The sequence below is a fragment of the Mesorhizobium sp. M0139 genome (assembly GCF_040322455.1).
Lineage (GTDB): Bacteria > Pseudomonadota > Alphaproteobacteria > Rhizobiales > Rhizobiaceae > Mesorhizobium.
This window is the reverse complement of sequence record NZ_JAMYTN010000005.1, coordinates 111,129-132,543: the sequence shown is the minus strand read 5'-3', so window position 1 is coordinate 132,543 and position 21,415 is coordinate 111,129. Positions and strand designations below refer to the sequence as shown.

The 21,415-nt window shown below is 63.7% G+C and carries 21 protein-coding genes; 18 read left to right on the top strand and 3 right to left on the bottom strand.

Translation table 11 applies throughout. The features are described from left to right. The first annotated feature begins 85 nt into the window (after window positions 1–85). The 6 genes from NKJ58_RS10055 (at window position 86) to NKJ58_RS10030 (ending at window position 7,404) form a co-directional block, all read left to right on the top strand. Window positions 86–970, top strand: a complete 885-nt coding sequence (locus NKJ58_RS10055) for a flagellin N-terminal helical domain-containing protein (RefSeq protein WP_023683303.1) — start codon at window positions 86–88, stop codon at window positions 968–970. Between the two features lie 282 nt (window positions 971–1,252). Further along, window positions 1,253–2,137 carry a flagellin N-terminal helical domain-containing protein gene (locus NKJ58_RS10050; RefSeq protein WP_023683302.1) on the top strand — a complete coding sequence of 295 codons (885 nt, stop codon included), beginning with the start codon at window positions 1,253–1,255 and terminating at the stop codon, window positions 2,135–2,137. A 191-nt stretch (window positions 2,138–2,328) separates the two neighbouring features. Further along, window positions 2,329–3,969, top strand: coding sequence for a flagellar basal-body MS-ring/collar protein FliF (gene fliF / locus NKJ58_RS10045; RefSeq protein ID WP_023695749.1), 1,641 nt, complete (start codon window positions 2,329–2,331; stop codon window positions 3,967–3,969). A gap of 3 nt (window positions 3,970–3,972) precedes the next feature. After that, window positions 3,973–4,599 (top strand): hypothetical protein, encoded by a 627-nt coding sequence (locus tag NKJ58_RS10040; RefSeq protein WP_352853052.1) that lies wholly within the window; start codon window positions 3,973–3,975, stop codon window positions 4,597–4,599. 31 nt (window positions 4,600–4,630) lie between these two features. Next, entirely contained in the window at window positions 4,631–5,977 is a 1,347-nt protein-coding gene (locus tag NKJ58_RS10035) for a MotB family protein (protein ID WP_352853051.1), read from the top strand. Beyond that, window positions 5,974–7,404 (top strand): MotC family chemotaxis protein, encoded by a 1,431-nt coding sequence (locus tag NKJ58_RS10030; RefSeq protein ID WP_023804745.1) that lies wholly within the window; start codon window positions 5,974–5,976, stop codon window positions 7,402–7,404. Before NKJ58_RS10035 ends, NKJ58_RS10030 begins: the two co-directional genes overlap by 4 nt. A gap of 59 nt (window positions 7,405–7,463) precedes the next feature. On the opposite strand, the gene NKJ58_RS10025 is transcribed toward NKJ58_RS10030, so the two are convergent. Further along, a complete protein-coding gene (locus NKJ58_RS10025) occupies window positions 7,464–7,784 on the bottom strand; it encodes a hypothetical protein (RefSeq protein WP_352560387.1) in 321 nt (106 codons plus the stop codon). A 465-nt stretch (window positions 7,785–8,249) separates the two neighbouring features. Between NKJ58_RS10025 and fliK the strand changes: the two genes are divergently transcribed. The 12 genes from fliK to NKJ58_RS09965 all read left to right on the top strand — a co-directional run bounded on the left by fliK (window position 8,250) and on the right by NKJ58_RS09965 (window position 19,544). Next, the gene (gene fliK / locus NKJ58_RS10020) at window positions 8,250–8,786 is read left to right on the top strand and encodes a flagellar hook-length control protein FliK (RefSeq protein ID WP_352560385.1); all 537 of its coding nucleotides are present in this window, start codon (window positions 8,250–8,252) and stop codon (window positions 8,784–8,786) included. Beyond that, window positions 8,719–9,306, top strand: coding sequence for a transglycosylase SLT domain-containing protein (locus NKJ58_RS10015; protein WP_023804743.1), 588 nt, complete (start codon window positions 8,719–8,721; stop codon window positions 9,304–9,306). Before fliK ends, NKJ58_RS10015 begins: the two co-directional genes overlap by 68 nt. 220 nt (window positions 9,307–9,526) lie before the next feature. After that, complete coding sequence (locus NKJ58_RS10010; protein WP_023683295.1) at window positions 9,527–10,195, top strand: response regulator transcription factor; 669 nt, start codon at window positions 9,527–9,529, stop codon at window positions 10,193–10,195. Window positions 10,196–10,289: 94 nt separating this feature from the next. Continuing rightward, entirely contained in the window at window positions 10,290–11,543 is a 1,254-nt protein-coding gene (locus tag NKJ58_RS10005) for a flagellar hook protein FlgE (RefSeq protein ID WP_023691731.1), read from the top strand. Between the two features lie 176 nt (window positions 11,544–11,719). Then, window positions 11,720–13,174, top strand: coding sequence for a flagellar hook-associated protein FlgK (gene flgK / locus NKJ58_RS10000; protein WP_023686357.1), 1,455 nt, complete (start codon window positions 11,720–11,722; stop codon window positions 13,172–13,174). Window positions 13,175–13,177: 3 nt separating this feature from the next. Then, on the top strand, window positions 13,178–14,221 hold the full coding sequence (locus tag NKJ58_RS09995; protein ID WP_023671892.1) for a flagellar hook-associated family protein: 1,044 nt from the start codon (window positions 13,178–13,180) through the stop codon (window positions 14,219–14,221). A 30-nt stretch (window positions 14,222–14,251) separates the two neighbouring features. Beyond that, window positions 14,252–14,599: a flagellar biosynthesis regulator FlaF gene (gene flaF / locus NKJ58_RS09990; RefSeq protein WP_023671893.1), complete on the top strand. Its 348-nt coding sequence runs from the start codon at window positions 14,252–14,254 to the stop codon at window positions 14,597–14,599. After that, on the top strand, window positions 14,596–15,039 hold the full coding sequence (flbT, locus tag NKJ58_RS09985; RefSeq protein WP_023683290.1) for a flagellar biosynthesis repressor FlbT: 444 nt from the start codon (window positions 14,596–14,598) through the stop codon (window positions 15,037–15,039). The genes flaF and flbT overlap by 4 nt, the downstream gene beginning before the upstream one ends. Continuing rightward, window positions 15,039–15,446, top strand: coding sequence for a flagellar hook assembly protein FlgD (flgD, locus tag NKJ58_RS09980; protein ID WP_023671895.1), 408 nt, complete (start codon window positions 15,039–15,041; stop codon window positions 15,444–15,446). Before flbT ends, flgD begins: the two co-directional genes overlap by 1 nt. A 24-nt stretch (window positions 15,447–15,470) precedes the next feature. Beyond that, a complete protein-coding gene (gene fliQ / locus NKJ58_RS09975) occupies window positions 15,471–15,737 on the top strand; it encodes a flagellar biosynthesis protein FliQ (protein ID WP_023671896.1) in 267 nt (88 codons plus the stop codon). A gap of 71 nt (window positions 15,738–15,808) precedes the next feature. Then, entirely contained in the window at window positions 15,809–17,677 is a 1,869-nt protein-coding gene (asnB, locus tag NKJ58_RS09970; protein ID WP_023691732.1) for an asparagine synthase (glutamine-hydrolyzing), read from the top strand. A gap of 223 nt (window positions 17,678–17,900) precedes the next feature. After that, a complete protein-coding gene (locus NKJ58_RS09965) occupies window positions 17,901–19,544 on the top strand; it encodes an MFS transporter (RefSeq protein WP_023671898.1) in 1,644 nt (547 codons plus the stop codon). A 23-nt stretch (window positions 19,545–19,567) separates the two neighbouring features. Here NKJ58_RS09965 and NKJ58_RS09960 read toward each other — a convergent pair whose 3' ends face one another. Then, window positions 19,568–19,936 (bottom strand): cupin domain-containing protein, encoded by a 369-nt coding sequence (locus NKJ58_RS09960; RefSeq protein WP_081725355.1) that lies wholly within the window; start codon window positions 19,934–19,936, stop codon window positions 19,568–19,570. Window positions 19,937–19,994: 58 nt separating this feature from the next. Continuing rightward, complete coding sequence (locus NKJ58_RS09955; protein WP_023695740.1) at window positions 19,995–21,380, bottom strand: NAD(P)/FAD-dependent oxidoreductase; 1,386 nt, start codon at window positions 21,378–21,380, stop codon at window positions 19,995–19,997. Window positions 21,381–21,415 lie beyond the last annotated feature (35 nt).

Sequence of the window (21,415 nt, the reverse complement as noted above, 5' to 3'; positions counted from 1 at the left end):
ACGATCATTGGCATGATGCCGCTCCGTCATACCGGAAAAGCCGGTATGTCAAAAACACCCTGTAAAAATCAAGGTACGAGTAGCCATGTCCAGTATCATGACGAACGCCTCGGCGCTGACCGCGCTGCAGAGCCTGAACAACACCAACAAATCCCTCGAGCAGACGCAGGCCCGCATCTCGACCGGCTACCGCGTTGCCACCGCTTCCGACAACGCCGCTTACTGGTCGATCGCGACCTCGATGAAGTCCGACAACAAGGCCAACTCGGCCGTGCAGGACGCCCTCGGCCTCGGCGCCGGCAAGGTTGACACCGCCTACACCGCCATCAACGACGTCAAGGACCAGGTCGACCTGATCAAGACCAAGCTGGTCACTGCCCGTAGCGCCTCGAAGGAAGACCAGCAGAAGATCGCGACCGAAATCAACGCCATCCAGGCGCAGATCAAGTCCTCGGTCGCCAACGCCAACTTCGCCGGCTCGAACCTGCTGCAGAACGACGCTGCCGCTGCGTCCGACCTGAAGATCGTTGCCGCTTACAACCGTACCGGCGCGACCGTCACCATCGACACCATCGACGTCAAGGCTGCCGATACGCAGGTTCTCGACGTCGCCGGCACGGGCGGTATCGTCGGCGGCCTGCTCGCCGCTGCCTTCTTCGACCCGAGCACCACGGCGGTTACCCCCGCCGCCATCGACACCGCGCTCGGCACTGTTGAAACCGCGCTTGCCAAGCTGTCCACCGGCGCTGCCTCGCTCGGCGCCGCCAAGTCGCGCATTGACACCCAGAAGAGCTTCCTGTCGAACCTGTCGGACTCGATCGACAAGGGCGTCGGCGCTCTGGTCGACGCCGACATGAATAAGGAATCGACCCGTCTGCAGGCCCTCCAGGTCCAGCAGCAGCTCGGCATCCAGGCGCTGTCGATCGCCAACGGCAACTCGCAGTCGATCCTGTCGCTCTTCCGCGGCTGATCTCTCGACATTACGACTGACACCATCCGTCGGGCCGCGCCAACAGCGCGGCCCGATTTCTTTTTGCGGCTGTTGATTGTCTTGCTAAATGGCTGCCGATTTTTGCTCTTGGCCAGCGCCCTGAATGGCTTGGTTTAAGAGGACGTTAACCATATCCCGGTAGTCATGGTTAACCATTCCATGGCGGGCAGACCATACGGTCGATGGGCTTATGCCTACCCCCTTGATGAAGTTGATCCGGCGTGTTCGGGACACGCCAGTGTTTGAAAAGGGGTAAATATCTTGGCTAGCATCATGACGAACGCTTCGGCTCTGACCGCGCTGCAGAGCCTGAACAACACCAACAAGCAGCTTGAAACCACCCAGTCACGCATTTCGACCGGCTACCGCGTCGCCACCGCCAGCGACAACGCCGCCTACTGGTCGATCGCCACCACGATGAAGTCCGACAACAAGGCGCTTTCGGCCGTTCAGGACGCGCTTGGCCTCGGCGCCGGCAAGGTCGATACCGCCTACACCGCCATCACCGACATCAAGGACCAGGTCGACCTGATCAAGGCCAAGCTGGTCACTGCACGCAGCGCCAGCAAGGACGACCAGCAGAAGATCGCGACCGAAATCAAGGCCATCCAGGACCAGATCAAGTCGTCGGTTACCAACGCCTCCTATGCCGGCTCGAACCTGCTGCAGAACGACGCTGCTGCGACCTCCGACCTGAAGATCGTCGCGTCCTATAACCGCACCGGCACGACCGTCGCCATCGACACCATCGACGTCAAGGCGGCCGACACGCAGGTTCTCGATCTTCCTGGCACTGGCGGCATCGTCGGCGCTCTGCTGGCGACGACCTTCTTCGATCCCAGCACCACCCAGGTCCTCCCGGCGGCCATCGACACCGCACTCGGCGCCGTTGAAACGGCGCTTGCCAAGCTGTCCACGGGTGCCGCCTATCTCGGCGCCGCCAAGTCGCGCATCGACACCCAGAAGAGCTTCCTGTCGAACCTGTCGGACTCGATCGACAAGGGCGTCGGCGCTCTGGTCGACGCCGACATGAACAAGGAATCCACGCGGCTGCAGGCCCTCCAGGTCCAGCAGCAGCTCGGCATCCAGTCGCTGTCGATCGCCAACGGCAACTCGCAGTCGATCCTGGCGCTGTTCAAGCAGTAAGCCTGACCCGGCTTTCTCTTCCTTGAATAAGGGCCGCGCCAACAGCGCGGCCCTTTCCTGTATGGGTGTGTTTTGACGCATGTCGTTGACCCGGAACCGCTGCACACTTCCGGGCGACATGCTCTATCATCTTCGCACAAGCTTCGCGGTCTAGTGTTCCCACGGAATATCATGCTGGGAGCGCTTGAATCGTGCCGCAACAGATCCAGAGCATCATCTCGAATCTCAGGGCATTTGGCGTCAGGCGCCTTGCCATGCTGGCCGGCATTGCCGCATTGGTGATGGCCGTCATCGGCATCGGCTCGGTCTATCTCAACCGTCCGGCCTATGAGACGCTCTATGTCGGGCTCGATCGCTCCGACGTGAACCAGATCGGCCTGGTGCTCGGCGAAGCCGGCATCGGCTTCGACGTCGGCTCCGACGGCACCTCCGTGCTGGTGCCGGCCGGCACCACCGCGCAGGCGCGCATGCTGCTCGCCGAAAAGGGCCTGCCGACCAGCGCCAATGCCGGCTACGAACTGTTCGACAATGTCGGTTCTCTCGGGCTGACCTCCTTCATGCAGCAGATCACCCGCGTGCGCGCGCTGGAAGGCGAGATCGCCCGCACCATCCAGTCGATATCCGGCATCAAGGCCGCCCGCGTTCACATCGTCATGTCCGAGCGCGCCAATTTCCGCCGCGACGAACAGCAACCCTCCGCCTCGGTGGTCATCCGCTATTCCGGCATCGACGCCGAAAAGAGCGCCATGTCGATCCGCCATCTCGTCGCCGCCGCCGTGCCGGGCCTGTCGGCCGACAAGGTTACCGTGCTCGATTCCAACGGCAACCTTCTCGCCGCCGGCGACGATCCCTCCAACACAAGTGCTGCCCGCACGCTCGGCGTCGAGCAGACCGTCGAGGCGCAGATCGGCGACAACATCCGCCGCGCGCTGACGCCTTATCTCGGCCCCGACAATTTCCGCGCCAGCGTCAAAGCCGACGTCAATACCGACACCCGCCAGACCGAAGAGACAATCTTCGATCCGGAGTCGCGCGTCGAGCGTTCCGTGCAGTCGGTGCGCGCCAACGAAAACAGCAATCAGAGGCAGGCCTCGACCCCGGCCACCGTCGAGCAGAACCTGCCCGAGACCCAGGCGACCAGCACCGATGGTCCGCAGACGTCATCGGCGAACGACCGCAAGGAGGAGATCACCAATTACGAGATCAACTCCAAGAAGATCGCCACAGTATCGAACGGCTATTCCGTTACCAAGATGTCGATCGCCGTCGTCGTCAATCAGCAGCGGCTGATGACCATCCTCGGCAAGGACGCAACGCCCGAGCAGATCGCCAAGCGCGTTGCCGACATCCAGAAGATGGTGGCTTCGGCCACCGGCTTCGACGACAAGCGCGGCGATATCATCGATGTCTCGGCGGTCGAGTTCATCGACGGGCTCGACGGCGAGGCGGTCGAGCAGCCGGGCATAATGGCGTCGATCGGAACCCATGCCGGTACGATGATCAATGCCGGCGCGTTCATCGTCGTGGTGTTCCTGGTCGCCTTCTTCGGCCTGAGGCCAATGGCCACCGCGCTGAGCGCGCGGCCGACGCCGGCACTTGCCGGTCCGAGCTTCGACGACGTCCAGCGTTCACTGCCGACACCCGAAGCCGCCAGCGCCGAACCGGCGCCGGCTGCCTTGCCCGGCAGCCGCCCCGGCCCGACTCCACTCGACGATCTTCGCCAGAAGATCAGGCCGGCGCCGCAGGAGCGGCTTGCCCGCATGGTGGACATCAATGAGGAGCGCACCGCGCAGATCCTGCGCAAATGGGCGGCCCAGGAAGCAGCGGTATAGACCATGGCCTCGGCAGCGCTTTTCGACCTTTTGCCGGATTTCGGCGCACGCAGCCAGCGTGCCGGCCAGCCCTCGCTCGCGGCCATGGCCGAGCCAAGGCCGGAGACGTCGGCGCCGCAGGCCGACATCGGCGCGCTGATCGCCGAAGCGGTCGTCGATGCCGAAGCCGCCCTTGAAGCCCGCCTTGCCATCGCCCACCAGGCAGCGCTCGAGGCACAGAGACAGGCCAACGCCGATGAAGCAAAGGCCTTTCTGGAAAGTTTCGGCGGCGATGTCGGCGCGGTCGTCACTGCCCGTATCGAGATCATGGAGGCCAAGGTCAGCGACCTCGTCGGCGCCACCATTGCGCGCATCATTGGCGGCCTTGTCAGCGACGATCTGCAGAAGCGTTCGCTGGAAGCCCTTGCCGGCACGATCCGCGAAGCCGTCGGCGACAGCGAGGCGGTGCGCATCGCCGTGCGCGGACCGCTGTCATTGTTCGAGACGCTGAAGGCTTCGCTCGGCCCACGCGCGGCCAATCTCGATTTCGTCGAGGCGCCCGGCTTCGACCTTACCGTCGCCATTGACGAGGCGGTGTTCGAAACCCGCATTGCCGAATGGTCGGCCGCCTTGTCGGAGGCCCTATCATGAGCGAGGGCCCTCTTATGAACGAGTGGACGTTATGAGCGTTGTCGAGGCCGCAAACGCCAGGCACGAGATCATCATCGTGCGGCGCAATCACGACGACCATGACGACGCCCACCATGGCGGCGTCTGGAAGATTGCCTTTGCCGATTTCATGACCGCCATGATGTGCTTCTTCCTCGTCATGTGGCTGATCAACGCCGCCAACGAGCAGACCAAGGCGGCCGTTGCCAGCTACTTCAATCCGGTCAAGCTGGTCGATCGCAACGCCAGCCGCAAGGGCCTCGAAGACCTCGGCGATGGCCCGAGCAAGGTCGGGCTGACGGCGGACGACCCGCGGGACAAGACCAGCAAGGCCGGACAGGACGGCGTCGGCGGCGCCGGTACTTCCGACAAGAAGCAATCGAAGGAATCGGCGCCGAAGACCGATCTTTCCGACGAGCATCTGTTTGCCGATCCCTATGCGGTGCTGTCGGAAATCGCCACCGACACCGGAGTCATGCAAAATGTCAGCGAGAAGGGCGATGGCGGCGCGCAGGCGTCCGGCCCAGCTACCGGCGCATCCGGCGGCCAATCCTACCGCGACCCGTTCGCGCCGGATTTCTGGTCGCAGCAGGTGGCTGCACCAGGCGCCGAAGCCACCGCCGAACGCACCAAGATCGAAGGCGATCCCCTGAAGCCGGGTGACAAGGCGGCACAGACGCAAGTGGCGGAGGTGAAGGCCGTGCCGGCCGCGCCGCCAGTGGCCGCGGCGCCGCTCGAGCCGCTGGCGAAATCCGTTTCCGATAAGCCGCTGACCAAGGCTGAAGCCAAAGCAGAGGCCAAGCCTGAAGCAGCGAAGGCCGAAATTGCAAAGGCCGAAGCCGCCGAGGCACAACCCGCACCCAAACCCGAAACCGCAGAAAAAGCGCCGACGGCCGCCACTGTTAGAGCCGCGGCGCAGGTCAAGCAGGAACTGGCCGAGGCCTTCAAGCCAGGCGACAAATTGCATAATGGCGTCTCCGTCGAAGCCACCGACAAGGGTGTCGTCATTTCGATCACGGACCAGTTCGATTTCGGCATGTTCGAGATCGGATCGGCGGTGCCTAGGCGTGAACTGGTGCTGGCGATGGAAAAGATCGGCCGCATCGTCAACGAGCAGAAAGGCACGATCAGCATCAACGGCCACACCGACGCGCGGCCGTTCCGCAGCGACACTTACGACAATTGGCGGCTGTCCACGGCGCGCGCCCATTCCGCCTATTACATGCTGGTGCGCGGCGGCGTCGACGAGCGCCGCATCACCGAGGTCGCCGGCTTCGCCGATCGCGAGCCGAAAATTGCAGCCGACCCGATGGCGGCCGCGAACCGCCGCATCGAAATCCTGATGGCGACCGACGGATGAGGCGCGCCGCCATCATCGGCCGCGCCGTCGGGCTGCTGCTGCTGAGCGCTGTCCATCCGCCATCGGCCTTCGCCGAGGACGGCTTGCAGCCCTATCAGCTGGTGCGCTCGCTGCAGCTTGTGCAGGACCGCATCGCCGCCGGCGATCACGCCGCGCTGCCGATGCAGGCCAAGCTGCTCGAAATGGCCGACACAAGGCTGCGCGCGGCGGACGCAGATGATTTCAGCGACCCGAAGAATTTTCGCGCCTTGCTGGTCTATGGCATGAGTGGCGGCAACCCCGTCACCGTCGAGGCGGCGGTGTCGCGCGCCAAGACCGACCCGCAAAGCCTGACCATCGCCAAGGGCATTGTCGATTATCTGAACGGCCGGCAGGCGGCTGCGATCGAGGCGCTGAAGCCGATCGATCCGATGACCCTGCCCCCCGATGTCGGTGCCTTTCTGGCGCTGGTCAAGGGCTCGCTTCTCGCCACCGAGCAACCGGTCAGCGCGCTTGCGCTGCTCGACGATGCTCGCCTGCTCAGCCCCGGCACGCTGGTCGAGGAAGCAGCACTGCGCCGCTCGGTCGGCATCGCCGCCGCGCAAGGCGACGGTGCGCGTTTCGCGCTTGCCTCAACCCAATACGTCGAAGACTACCTCTATTCGCCCTATGCCAGCCAGTTCGCCGACGCCTTCGTCTCCGGCGTCATCACGCTGCACATGGCGATCAGCCAGGACAAGCTCGCCGACATCACCGCAATGATGGATCCAGAACGCGAGAAGGTGATCTATCTGCGCATCGCCCGCCGCGCCGCGATCGACGGCTTTGCCGATCTCTCCGCCTTTGCTTCGGCCAGGGCTGAACGGGGCCGCGACGGCATCCACAATCAGGACGATCCGCGCGCCCAGCTCTATTCCAGCCTGTCCACGGTAACGTCCGGCACCATCGGCGAGGTCCGCGCCAAGCTGGACAAGATCGATCGCAACCAGCTTTCGCAAAGCGACCGCGACCTGCTCGATGCCGCGCAGGCCGTGGCGGGTGAAGTCATCGCCCCGCCGGCGCCGCTGCCTGCCGAAAAGCCCGCACCTGCCTCGGCCAGTCAGGAGCCGGTCAAGACCGCGGCCGTGGAAAAACCCGACGAGCCAGAGCTGCCGCCGGTCGAAGGCGCGATGCCGGAACAGCCAGCCGCCACAACGTCGAGTGAACAGCCCGCAACCGACCGACCGAAGGCGGCAAGTGAGCCGGCCGCGCAGGCACCGAGCACGCCAGAGGCAAAGGCGGCGGAAACGCCTGCAGTCGCCTCGGCCAGCGATGCGGCTCCGGTCGTGCCGGCATCGGTGCCGGCCCCCGCCGCAGTAGAGCCTACCGATCCCACCGACGCCGCCATGGCGAGGACGCGTCACCAACTCGATTTGATCGACCAGATGCTTGGAGCAGCCCCGAAATGACCACCAATGTTGGCCAGGCCCTGCCGGCTCCCGCGCACGCCGGATCGAAGCAGTCGGCCTCAAACGCCAAAGGTGGCGACAAAAGCTTCGGCGACATGGTGCGCGGCGACGACGATGCGCCGACACCGATAGGCCAGGGAGCAATTGAGGCCGCGTCGCACGAGCTGCGTTGGGCCAAACGCAGCCCTGCCGGTCCCGGCAAAAGCGAAATCCCACACACCCAGTCTGGCAAAACGGGGACGAAATCCGCTGCCGGCAAGGCCGCAAAAGAACATGCCGATAGTGGCCCGGACAAACCATCCAAGGACGCTGAGGTGGCCGGACGAGACGCGGATGCAGGATCGCTGCAGGATCATTTGCCACTGGTGCTGGCGCTGCACGATATCAGGCATTTCTCAACGGTCCGGACAAGCGGGAACGGCATCGCGACGAATGGACAGACTGGGCAACCGGCGCCCGCTGGCGAGGCCATTTCTGCACAGACGTCGCCTCTGAAGAGACACCGCGCAGCGTCCGGCATTGACAACAGACTCGACACGACGACGCGATCGGAACGGGCCAAGCCCGGTACCAGCGTTTCCGCACAGGATCAGGGGCAAAAGCTGCCCGCGATCGGGCTCCAGTCCGGCAAACTGCCGCACCAGGATGGTCCGACGCCTCCTCTACCGGCGGACCAGACGGCAAGCGACGTTTCGGCACCCGAGGCAAAACGGTCCGCGCCGTCGGCGAAGTCCGTCGATGGAGCCCATTCCGCGGCATCGGCCACACAGGGAAAACAGCCGCCATTCGCTGCGCGCGTCGACATTGTTGCCGAACAGAGCTTCCCGGCCCCGGCGCAAAACCCGATGAACCAGACGACTTCGGCGCTTATCGACGTGCTGGCTTCGGACAACGGACTGCGGCAAGCGGTTTCGACGCCGTCGACGAGCGCCCAGACGGCCGGTTCTGTTGCCGTTCCGACACATATATTGAAGATCGAGCTTCACCCGGCAGAGCTCGGCATGGTCACCGCCAGTCTCAGGCTTTCCGGAGAACAACTTTCGATAGAATTGAAGCCCGAAACCCATGAGGCTTACCGCCGTCTCGCCACCGATAGCGACGCCATCGTGAAGTCGTTGCGCGGGCTCGGCTTCGATGTCGACAAGGTCACCATCCTGCAACCCTCGATAGCGATCCACGCAGCGGCCCGCAGCGATGCAGCGAACTCGCATCCAATGCCGCAAGGCCGCGACCAGTCCGCTTTTCAGCCCGGAAACTCGAGCGGCAACAATACGGGTTCGGACGGCCAGCAGTCGGGAAGAAACCGCAATGACGATGCCCAGGAATTCGGCCGCGCTGGCGCGCCTGCTGGCGAGCGCGCTGGCGACGATATGTTTATCTAGCCTCGCCACCAAGCCGGCCACCGCCGCCACCAACCCTTGCGAGCCCGAGATTTTGCGTGCCGCCGACCGCTATGGCGTGCCCGCCGGCATCCTCTATGCGGTCGGGCTGACCGAGACCGGCAAGAAGGGTAGCTTGCAACCTAATGCGTTGAATATAGAGGGGAAAGCGGTATTTCCAAGGAACCGAACCGAGGCCCTGGCCACCTTCGAAGCAGCCCGGCGCGAGGGTAAGACGCTCATCGATCTCGGCTGCATGCAGATCAACCATCACTATCACGCCGCGCATTTCCGCAGCGTCGACGACATGCTCGACCCGCGCCAGAATGTCGACTATGCCGCACGCTTCCTGGCCAGCCTGCATGCGCGTCATGTCAGCTGGTCGATGGCCGTCGCCCGCTACCACGCCGGCCCCGACAATGATCCCGCGCAGAAATTCTATGTCTGCCGCGTCATCGCCAATATGGTCGCCACCGGCTTCGGCAAATGGACCCCGAACGCCCGCAACTTTTGCAACCCTTAGGTGAATAATCTCTTGCGAACGGTTGCAAATCCACGCCCGGCGGGTGACGTGCCACGTCACCCGTTCGGCAACCAACGATACAACCTCCTGATTGCGGTTATTTCGAAACTCGAAATAACTCCCAAGAAAATAGCTACAAGAAATGATGGTTGTTCAGGATTCCCGGCACCGGTTACGGCTCTTCCCACGGGGCAGATGATCTGATTCGGAGGCGGGGCCGATGATTGTAATCGTTGACGAGCGTGAGCTCGTAACTGAAGGCTATAATTCACTTTTCGATCGTGAGGGCGTCGCCTGTGCAGGCTTCGCGTCCGGTGAATTCGGCGAGTGGGTGACATCGGCCGCCGACACGGATTTGCGATCGGTCCGAGCCTTCCTCATCGGCGACTGCCGCGAAGGCGCCATCTCGCCACGCCAGATCCGCGACCGCACCGGCGCTCCGGTCATTGCGCTGAGCGAACAGCACTCGCTCGAGAATACGCTGCGGCTGTTCGAGAGCGGTGTCGACGACGTCATACGCAAGCCGGTCCATATCCGGGAGATCCTGGCCCGCATCACCGCCATCCGCCGCCGCGCCCATGAGGACGTCAGCTACACCGAGATCGGCGCCATGCGCATCTTCATGGATGGCCGCGATCCCGAGATCGATGGCCAGCCGCTGCCTCTGCCGCGCCGCGAACGCCGCATCCTCGAATATCTGGCGAGCAACCGCGGACGCCGCGTCACCAAGACCCAGGTCTTCAACGCCATCTACGGCATCTTCGACGAAGAGGTCGAGGAGAACGTGGTCGAGAGCCACATCTCCAAATTGCGCAAGAAACTGCGCGAAAAGCTTGGTCAGGACCCGATAGATTCCAAGCGCTTCCTCGGCTACCGGCTGGTGTTCTGATGCCGGTCTGCGCCAGCCTCGCGCAAGACAAAAATTATATCCTCGCGACCACAGACATGGGCCCAACGATGTTGGGCATTGAGGAGACGTTTCGATGAGCCTTTACGGAATGATGCGGACCGGCGTTTCCGGCATGAACGCGCAGGCCAACCGCCTTTCGGCCACAGCCGACAACATCGCCAATTCCGACACCACCGGCTACAAGCGATCCTCGGCCGAGTTTTCGACGCTGATCATGCCGCAGGTCGGCGGCGCCTATAATTCCGGCGGCGTCAACACCACCATCCGCTCGGCCATCAGCGCCCAGGGCGTGCTGCAGTACACGACCTCGGTTTCCGACCTTGCGGTCAACGGCAACGGTTTCTTCGTCGTCCAGGACCCCAGCGGAACGCCTTTCCTCACCCGCGCCGGCGCATTCGTTCCCGACGCTCAGGGCAGACTGGTCAACGCCGCCGGCTACCAGCTGATGGCCTACAGCTACGCCAACGGCACACCGGCTGCCACCGCCAACGGTTTCGAAGGGCTGGTGCCGGTCCAGATCTCCGACCAGGAAATGACCGCGACGCCCAGCACCGCGGGCAACTTCAACGCCAATCTGCCGGCCGGCGCCACGCCGCCCGCCGGTCCGCTGCCGTCCACCAACAGCCCGACGGCGGAATACACGTCGAAATCCTCGATGGTCACCTACGACAATCTCGGCAACAAGAAGCTGCTCGACCTCTATTTCACCAACACCGGGACCGGCACCTGGTCGGTCTCTGTGTTCGACCAGTCCCAGGCGACGCCGGGCACATCCTTCCCCTATACGGGCGGCGCGCTGGCCACGGCCAACCTGACCTTCGACACCACCACCGGCAAACTCACCGGCGCCGTCGATTCGATTACCATCCCCGTACCGGGCGGTGCGTCGCTCGACCTCGATTTGTCCAAGCTGACTCAGCTCGGCACCGGCTTCACGGTCTCCGAAGCCAAGGTCAACGGCAACGCGCCCAGCACGATCGAAAAGATCCAGATCGGCGAGGACGGCGTCATTTACGCCCAGTATCAGGACGGCTCGACCAAGCCGCTGTTCAAGATCCCACTGGCCGACGTCCAGAGCGCCGACAACCTCACCGCACTGCCTGGCAATGTCTATGCGCAGTCCACCGACTCCGGCACCGTGCGCATCGGCTTCGCCAATGAAGGCAAGCTCGGCAGCATCATCTCCGGCGCGTTGGAAAATTCCAACGTCGATATCGCCGAGGAATTGACCAACATGATCGCGGCGCAGCGCAGCTACACCGCTAACTCGAAAGTGTTCCAGACCGGTTCCGACCTCATGGATGTCCTTGTCAACCTGAAGAGATAAACGACGGGCGCCAGGGGAATGAACCCAAACCAGAGCAGCGCGGTGCGCGGATTTCGAATTCAAGGCCACACCGGCAAACCGGCCGGGGTGGTCTGGAATTGCAGGTTTCCGAACGCCGACGCCGCCGACAGGGCAGAGACGTCATCCCCTCCCCACTGGCCTCGTGAAAGACCCGCATGTCGCTGACTTCCGCATTGACCATAGCCCAACAGTCGCTTCAGACCACATCGAAGCAGACCAGCGTCCTTTCCCGCAATATTGCCGACGCCAGCAACCCCGACTATGCCCGCCGCACGGCGGTCGTCGTCAGCAGCGCGCCCGGCGCCCGCTCGGTCGAGATCCAGCGCGCCACCAACGCCCTGCTGTTTCGCCAGAACCTTAGCGCGCAATCGGCATGGAGCGGCCAGAGCACGCTTTACAGCGGAATTGACCGCCTCGCCGTTGCCGTCAACGGCGTCGACAACGCCTCCTCTGCCTCGACCGCGATCGGCAAGCTGCAGAACGCGCTGCAGCTTTACGCCGCTACGCCATCCAACCAGAACCTCGGCTCCAGCGTCATCGACGCGGCCCAGCAGGTGGTGCGCGCTCTGAACGACGGCACCAACGCGATCCAGGATTTCCGCACCCAGGCCGATGGCGAGATATCAACGGCGGTTAACGATCTCAACTCGCTGCTTAGTCAGTTCCAGGACGCCAACAAGGCGGTCATCTCCGCAACCCGTTCGGGTACCGACGCATCCGACGCGCTCGACCAGCGCGACGCTTTGCTGAAGAAGATCGCGGACTATGTGCCGGTGTCGACCTTCACGCGTGGCGACAACGACATGGTCATCACCACCAAGGATGGCACGACACTGTTCGAGACCATTCCGCGCTCGGTAAGTTTCACCCCGTCGGCGGGCTACACGGCCGGCACACCAGGCAACACCATCTACATCGACAATGTGCCGGTCAGCGCCGGGGCTGGCGGCAACACCAGCGCCGACGGCAAGCTCGCCGGGCTCATCACCTTGCGCGACGGCGTCGCGGCGACGATGCAGAGCCAGCTCGACGAAGTGGCGCGCGGCCTCATCACCGCCTTTGCCGAAACAGCACCTTCGCAGCCCGACCGAACCGGCCTGTTCACCTGGTCGGGTGCGCCCGCCATTCCGGCCGCCGGCACGCTGATCGACGGGCTTGCCGGCTCGATCAAGGTCAACGCCGCAATGGACTCGAGCGTCGGCGGCAATCCGGTGCTGCTGCGCGACGGCGGCGCCAATGGTGCGGCCTATATCGCCAACACTGCCGGCAACGCCTCCTATTCGCAGCTCTTGATCGGCTATGGCGACAAGCTCGACAAGCCGATGCCTTTCGACGCTGCGGCCGGCATCACCGTCACGTCCAGCGTGTCCGACTACGCCGCCAATGCCATTGGCTGGTTCGAAGGCCAGCGCCAGCAGGCCTCGAGCAACGCCGACGCCAAGGAAGCGCTGGCATCGCGCACCGCCGAGGCGCTGTCCAACGACACCGGCGTCAATGTCGACCAGGAGATGTCGCTGCTGCTCGACCTCGAACACACCTATCAGGCCTCGGCGCGCATGATGAAAACCGTCGACGACATGCTGTCGGCCCTGCTCGATGCCGTAGGATAAGCCATGAAAGCCACATCCGTCTCATCAGCCGCCCTCTCCAACGCCGCGCGCTATCAGCAGATGCGCATGCAGGCCGAACTGGTCAAAGCCACCAAGGAATCGACGACCGGCACCGTCGCCGATGTCGGTCTGGCGCTCGGCGCGCGCACCTCGCAGGCGGTCACCTTCTCGCGCGACCTCGACCGGTTGAACGTCATCATCGATTCCAATTCGCTGGTCACCGCGCGGCTGTCCTCGACGCAGGCTGCGCTTGGCCAGCTTTCCGACACTGCGCAGAATTTGCTGACCGCGCTGACCGCCGCCGGCAATTCCTCGAGCACCATCACGCAGCAAGCCGGCAAGGCCGCCGTGCAGCAGATGACCTCTATCCTCAACGCCAGCGTCAACGGCGAATATCTGTTTGCCGGCACCAACACCGACGTCAAGCCGATCGACGATTTCACCGCCGCGGGCTCGCCGGCCAAGGCGGCGTTCGACGCTTCCTTCTCGTCGTATTTCGGCTTCACGCAGGCCGATCCGCTCGCTGCCAACATCACCGCCGCCCAGATGGACGGCTTCATCACCAGCAATGTCTTGCCGCAGTTCATGGGCTCCGGCTGGCAGGCCAACTGGTCGAACGCCACCGACCAGCAGATCGTCAGCCGCATTTCGCTGGGCGAAACCACCCAAACCTCGGCCAGCGCCAATGACGACAGCATCCGCAAGCTCGCCATGGCTTCCGCCCTGATCACCGGCCTGCTGTCCGGCAATATCAGCCAGGCGGCGAAGACCACCGTTGTCGGCCGCGCCCAGGCGATGGTCGGCGAGGCGCTGGGCGGGCTAGGGCAACTGCAGGCCGAGACCGGCCTTGCCGAGAAGCGGGTCTCCGACGCCAGCGACCGCATGAAGACGCAGGTCGACCTGTTCGAGCGCCATATCCTTGATCTGGAAGGCGTCGACCCCGCCGAGGCAGCCACCCGCGTCGCGGATCTGACGCAGCATATCGAGACGTCCTTCGCGCTGACCGCGCGCCTGCAGCAGATGAGCCTGCTGAACTACCTGACCTGACAATCTCAACCGCAACGGTAGAGCCAAACGATGTACCAATTCTCCTACGCCGACATCCAGACCGACTCCGTTGCCGATGCGAAAGATCGCGAGCGGCAGCTTTTGACCCGCTCGATCGAAATGCTGGCGGCGGCGGCGGCGGTCGGCCACACCTCGATGGAAGCGGTCGAGGCGCTGCACTTCACCAACCGGGTCTGGACCACCTTCGTCGAGGATCTCGGTTCCAGCGACAATGTCCTGCCCAAGGAACTGCGCGCCAACCTCATCTCCATCGGCCTGTGGCTGCTGCGCGAGGCCGAGGACATCCGCCAGGGCCGCACCGACAATTTCGAAGGGCTGATCGAAGTGTCCCAGATCATCCGGGACGGCATTCAATGACCAACACGCTGAAGATATCGCTGAAGCCGAACGAGAAGATCTACATCAACGGCGCCGTCATCCGCGTCGACCGCAAGGTCACCGTCGAGCTGATGAACGACGTACAGTTCCTGCTCGAGAACCATGTCATCCAGGCCGACGATGCCTCGACGCCGCTCAAGCAGCTCTATTTCATCCTGCAGGTGATGCTGATGAACCCGGCCGGCGCCATCGAGGCGCGCGCCATGTTCCGCCGCTCGCTGCCCTTGCTTTTGGCAAGCTTCGAGGATGAGCAGATCAGTGGCGCGCTGAAGCAGATCGACCGCATGGTCGGCGAAGACCATATCTATGAAGCGCTGAAGGCTATCCGCGCGCTTTATCCGCTCGAACGCCGCGCACTTGGCGGCAATGACGATGTTCAGGGTGCGAAGCGCCCGCTGGCCGTGGGAGCACAATACTGATGAATGTGGACATGACGACGACGATCCCCACGGGCGCCAACCAGGGTACCCAGCAGACGTCGAAGACAGCGGTCGACTACCAGTCGTTCCTGAAGCTGTTGATCGCCGAGATGAAGAACCAGGATCCGACGAAACCGATGGATTCGACGCAGTATGTCGCCCAACTCGCCACCTTCTCGCAGGTCGAGCAATCGGTGCAGACCAACACCAAGCTCGACCAGATCATGCAGTCGTCGGCGCTGTCGCAGGCCGATGCCCTGATCGGCCGTTCGATCACCTCGGCCGACGGCAAGACGACCGGCGTCGTGGCCTCGGTCAAGCTTGCAAGCAACGGCGTGATCGCCGTGCTGCAGAACGGCACCGAAGTGCCGGTCGGCGCGGGCGTTTCGATAAAGCCGGCCAGCTAGACAGTTCCATAGAGGCGCGCTCACATGAACGAGGCCGACGCCCTAGACATCGTCCAGTATGCGGTGTGGACGGTGCTCGTCGCGTCCGCGCCGGTGGTGCTGGTTGCCATGGTGGTCGGCATCGGCATCGCGCTGATCCAGGCCCTGACCCAAATCCAGGAAATCACCCTGACCTTCGTACCCAAGATCGTAGCCATCATGCTGGTCGTGGCGCTGACCGGTCCGTTCATCGGCAGCCAGATATCGGCCTTCACCAACGTCATCTTCGAGCGCATTGAAAACGGGTTCTAGGCAGCGCTTGCAGGCGGCTGTGTTCCGGCTAGATTGCAGGCCATGACTCAGGCAGAACTCACCGGCAGGCCATGTGCGGAATAGCCGGCGTCTGGCGCAAACGAAACCCGATCGACGCCAACGACCTGTCGGATGTCGCCAGCATGATGCAGGCGCTGGTACATCGCGGCCCCGACGATCATGACAGCTGGCACAACAATCGGCTGGCCCTCGGTCACCGCCGACTGACCATCATCGATCCCTCGCCCGCCGCCCGTGAGCCGATGCTGACTTCTTCCGGCGATGGCGTTCTCGTCTACAATGGCGAGGTCTACAATTACCGCTCGTTGCGCGAAACGCTGCAGGCGCAAGGCGTCGTCTTTCGAACCATCTGCGATGCCGAAGTGGTTCTCGAAGCCTTGCATCACTGGGGTCCCGAAAAAGCCGTGCCGCTGTTCGACGGGATGTTTTCCTTCGCCTATTTCGACGCTCGCAGCAGTGCGCTGTGGCTTGCGCGTGATCGTCTTGGAATCAAGCCGATGTCGGTGGCCGACACGCCGGAGCGAATCCTGTTCGCCTCGGAGGACAAGGCGATCCTCGCCTGCGACGGTTTTCCGCGCGACATCGACAGCCGCGAGATCACCTTGCGGCTTGCCTGGCAGAGCCGCGATTCCAGCTACAGCCTGTTCGACCGCATCGAGCGCCTGCCGCCCGCCGGCCTGTGGAAGATCACCGATGGCGTTATCGAGAAGCGCCGCTTCTGGCATGTGCTGGACGTGCTGGAGACCGCGCGCATTACCGGCGATGCATCCGCTGATGCTGAACACATGGCGACGCTCGAGGCGTTGCTCAAGGACAGCGTCGGACTTCACTGCATCGCCGATACCAGCGTTGCCACCGCCTGCAGCAGCGGTGTCGATTCCGGCCTGATAACGGCGCTGGCAAAGCGGTTCAGGCCGGAAGTCCACGGTTATGTCGTCGACCCGCAGCTCGGCAACAGCGAGGCCGAAGACGCCGAACGCACCGGCCGCCATGTCGGCGTGCCCTTGCGCCGGGTGCCGGTCGACAGGAACCGGTTTTTCGAACTTTGGCCAAGGGTAATCTGGCATCTTGAAAGCGATGGCTGGCACGCCAGCCATGTCGCACTGCTGGCGCTTGCCGAACGATGCCGGGCCGATGGCGTCAAGGTGCTGCTCACCGGCGAAGGCGCAGACGAATTGTTTGGCGGCTACCCCTTGCAGGCCTTGAGCATGAAGAAGTGGCGTTCCTGGTCGTGGCCCCGGCGCCTGGTCCATTCGAAGCGCTCGCTCGACCGGAGATTCGAGCAACAGCGTCATGCCCCCTACAAGGTCTCGGCTGGAAGCCACTCACAAATGGATCGCAGCATGGTCCTGCGTGCTTTGTCGCCGGAGCTGAATTTTCTGCAAACCGAGATCTTCGACCGCCTGGAGCCGGTTATGCCGCCCGCGGATCGCGCCTTTCTCGGTAGTTGCCTCTACGACCTCTATTCGCATCTGCAGGACATCCTGCACCGGCACGACCGGCTGAGCATGGCGGCGTCCGTGGAACTGCGGGTCCCGTTCCTGGAAAACCGCCTGATCGACTTCGCCATCCATTTGCCGAGGCGGCAGAAATACCGCGACAAAACAGGAAAATGGCTTTTGCGAAAGGTCGCTGAAAAGCATATTCCGCGCCAGAACGTCCAGGCGCGCAAGATCGGCTTCGAGATGTCGTCGCAATTTTCGGCCGGCACGGAGACTTTGCTACGCGGCGGTTTCCTGCGCGATGCCTTGAAATGGCCCGCCGCGAATTTGGAGGACATGGTCCAGTTGGCGCGGCGCGAGCAACCGTCCAGGCTGCGGCTTGTCGGCATGGAGCTTTTCCTGCGCCTTCACGCCGGCGGCGAGACGACAGGCACGCTGACCGAAGCCTTGCATACCGCTGCCCGGGACAGAAGCTGACTTCGCGCGCGGCCGACAGCCCCGCGCAGTGGACCAATGAGAACATCGCTCTGGGTAGCGGACCATTCCCGGCTGACGTATTTTCGCCTTGCTATCCTGTTGTTGGACCATGATCTTTTTCGAAGACGCGTTCGCCCTTTTGGATGTCGTGCTCTATTTCAAACGGATGCCATGATTGTCGTCCCCGCGGACGAAACCAGCACGTTAAGGTGGGACAGGTCTGATGATCGATGACGAGCCGGACAGCGAACGCGTTTCGGCGCTGGCGCCGTTCCGGCACGGCATCTTCCGCGCCGTCTGGTCGGCCAGCCTGGTGTCGAATTTCGGTGGCCTGATCCAGGGCGTCGGCGCCGCCTGGATGATGACCACCATCGCCACGTCGCCCTATCAGGTGGCGCTGGTCCAGGCCTCGGCCACTCTGCCGATCATGCTGTTTGCACTCGTCGCCGGCGCCATCGCCGACAGCTTCAACCGGCGCAAGGTGATGCTGATCGCCCAAATCTTCATGCTGGTCGTCTCTGCACTTCTAACGCTGTTCACCTGGAACGGCTGGATGACGCCGTGGACGCTGCTTGCCTTCACCTTCCTAATCGACAGCGGCACGGCGCTCAACAACCCGTCCTGGCAGGCATCGGTCGGCGACATGGTGCCGCGCAACAAGCTGCCGGCCGCGGTTGCACTCAATTCACTGGGCTTCAACCTGACACGCAGCGTCGGCCCGGCGATCGGCGGCATCATCGTTGCCGCCGCTGGTGCGGCTGCTGCGTTCGCCGCCAATGCGCTGAGCTATATAGGTCTCATCATCGTGCTCTTCCGCTGGAAGCCGGAGCTGCCGGTCTCGACGCTGCCGCGCGAGACGCTGGGCGCCGCCATGGGCGCCGGCCTGCGCTATGTCGCCATGTCGCCCAACATCGGCAAGGTGCTGGTCAGGGGCTCCGCCTTCGGCTTCAGCGCCGGCGCGGTTTTGGCGCTGCTGCCGCTGGTGGCGCGCGACGTCGTCAAGGGCGATGCCTTGACCTACGGCATCATGCTCGGCGCCTTCGGCATCGGCGCCGTCGGCGGCGCGCTGATAAGCGTGCGTCTCAGACAATTGCTGTCCAGCGAGACGATGGTGCGGATGGCCTTCGCCGGCTTTGCCGTCTGCGCCTTCAATGCCGCCATCAGCCTCAATGCCTGGCAGACTGCGGCGGGTTTGCTCATCGGCGGCGCCTGCTGGGTGATCGCGCTGTCGCATTTCAACGTCACGGTGCAGATGTCGACGCCGCGCTGGGTCGTCGGCCGGGTGCTGTCGGTCTACCAGACGGCGACCTTCGGCGGCATTGCGCTGGGCAGCTGGATCTGGGGCGTCGTTGCCGATGCGCATGGCGCCGAAACCGCGCTGATTGCGGCGGCCATCGCGATGCTTGTTGGCGGCGCCATCGGCCTGTTCCTGCCGCTGCCGCAGCAGACGACTCTCAACCTCGACCCGCTCAACCGCTTCAAGGAGCCGCATCTCGGCCTCGACCTGAAGCCGCGCAGCGGCCCCATCGCCATCATGATAGAGTACATTATCCGCGACGAAGATGTACCCGAATTCCTCGCCACCATGGCCGAGCGCGGGCGCATCCGCCGCCGCGACGGCGCCCGCAACTGGACGCTGGCTCGGGACCTAGAAAATCCCGCAGTCTGGATCGAACACTACCACACGCCGACCTGGCTGGAATACATCCGCCACAACCGGCGCGCCACCCATGCCGACGCCGTCGTCGGCGAGCGGGTGCGGGCGCTGCACAGCGGCGACGAACCGCCGCGCGTGCGCCGCCTGATCGAGCGCCCGACGACCGCCGGCACCGCGCTGGTCTCGCCGAAGGGGCCGATCGATCACTGAGCTCGCCATAGCCGTAGCGCCGGTCAGCCGGCGCTCTGGATCATGTAGAGCTTGCGCGTGGTCTCGCGTATCAGCCACTCGCCCTTCCAGCCCTGCGGCAGGACGAGGAGATCGCCCGGACCGAGTTCCCGCACCTCGCCATCGATGCGGCTCAGTTCCACGCGCCCCGAAATGATGTGGCAGATCTCCGACGAGTCCGAACGATCGGCGGTGAAGCGGCCGGGCGTGCATTCCCAGATGCCGACATCGACAGTCCCGTCAGGCGATTGAAAGAACGAGCGCACGGCCTCGACCTGATCGCCTTCAATCGAGCTTGGCTTAGGAGAGAACGCGCCGATCTCGGCCTTGGCGAGATCGTGGAAGGTCGAAAGATCGATCAAGTCTAGCTCCATGGATAAGAGCAATTCCAGGAAAGGGGTCTGCCCCGGAATTGCGTGAGAACAAATGGCTTTAGTGGCCGGTGATGCTGTCGGCCAACGCGGCCAGCTTCGAGGTGCGCGCAAGCCCTGCCGCCTCGCGGCCATCGGCAATGCGATAAAGCTGGTACATCGAATGCACGCCCAGCCAGCGGAAGGGCTCCGGTTCCCATGGCCTGACCTTGCGGTTGACCCAGGGCAGCTTCGTCAGCTCGGTGTTTGCCCCGAGAACAAGGTCAGCCAGCGTGCGCCCCGAAAGGTTGGAGCTGGACACGCCGAGGCCGACATAGCCGCCGGCCCAGCCGATGCGGGTCGCGGGATCGAGGCCGACCGTGGTGCACCAGTCGCGCGGCACGCCGAGCACGCCGCACCAGGCGTGATCGATGCGGCATCCCTTGGTCTGCGGCAAGAGCGTCGTCAGGATCGTGTGCAGCTGGTCGATCGTGGCCTGCTGCGTCTGGCCGTTGACGTCGGTGCGCGAGCCGTAGCGATAAGGCACGCCGCGTCCGCCCATCGTGATGCGTCCCTCACGCGTGCGCTGGGCATAGCAATAGGCATGCGCCGCATTGCCGAGCAGTTCGTGCCCTTCCCAACCGATGTCGCGCCACAGGTCGGCAGGCAGCGGCTCAGTCACGATCTGCGCGCTGTTGAGCGCCAGCCAGGTCCGCTCCTCGCCGGGGATGCCTGATGTAAAACCCTCGGTCGCGCGGATGATCGTCTCCGCCTGCACCGTACCGCGGTCTGTCGTCACGCTGCCCTTGGCGATGCTTGTCACCGTCGTCTTCTCATAGATCGGCACGCCCAGCCGCTCGACGGCATCGGCAAGCCCGCGCACCAGCTTGGCCGGCTGCACCCGCGCCTGGCCATGGACGACGAAGCCGCCCATGACGTTACGGATGTTGATGCGCGTGCGCGTTGAGGCGGCGTCCAGCATCTCGACGCGGTTCGGGTCGACATCCCAGGAACGGATCGTCTCGCATTCTTCGCGCACGCGCTCCAACTGCGCTGCGTTGGTGGCCACCGTCAGATTGTCGACGCGGCGAATGTCGGCGTCGATGCCTTCCTCGGTCGCGACCCGGATCACTTCATCAACGCAGCCTGCCATCGCCGCCTGCATCGCCATCACGCCTTGGCGGCTCGATGTCTTGAGATATTTTTCGCGCGACCAGCTGAAGCCGCCCGACAGCCAGCCGCCATTGCGCCCCGAAGCGCCGAAGCCGGCAAATTCGCGCTCGACGATCACGACGCGCAGCGATGGCTTCGCCTTTTTCAGATAGTAGGCGGTCCACAGGCCGGTATAGCCGGCGCCGACAATGGCGACATCGGCCTCGATGTTTCCAGGCAAGGACGGGCGCGGAACGGGAACCGCCCCCAGATCCGCATACCAGAACGATATGTCGCCGTTGCGCTTGGCTTGCATGGAATGACTTTCAGATGAGATCAGGCCAGATGGGA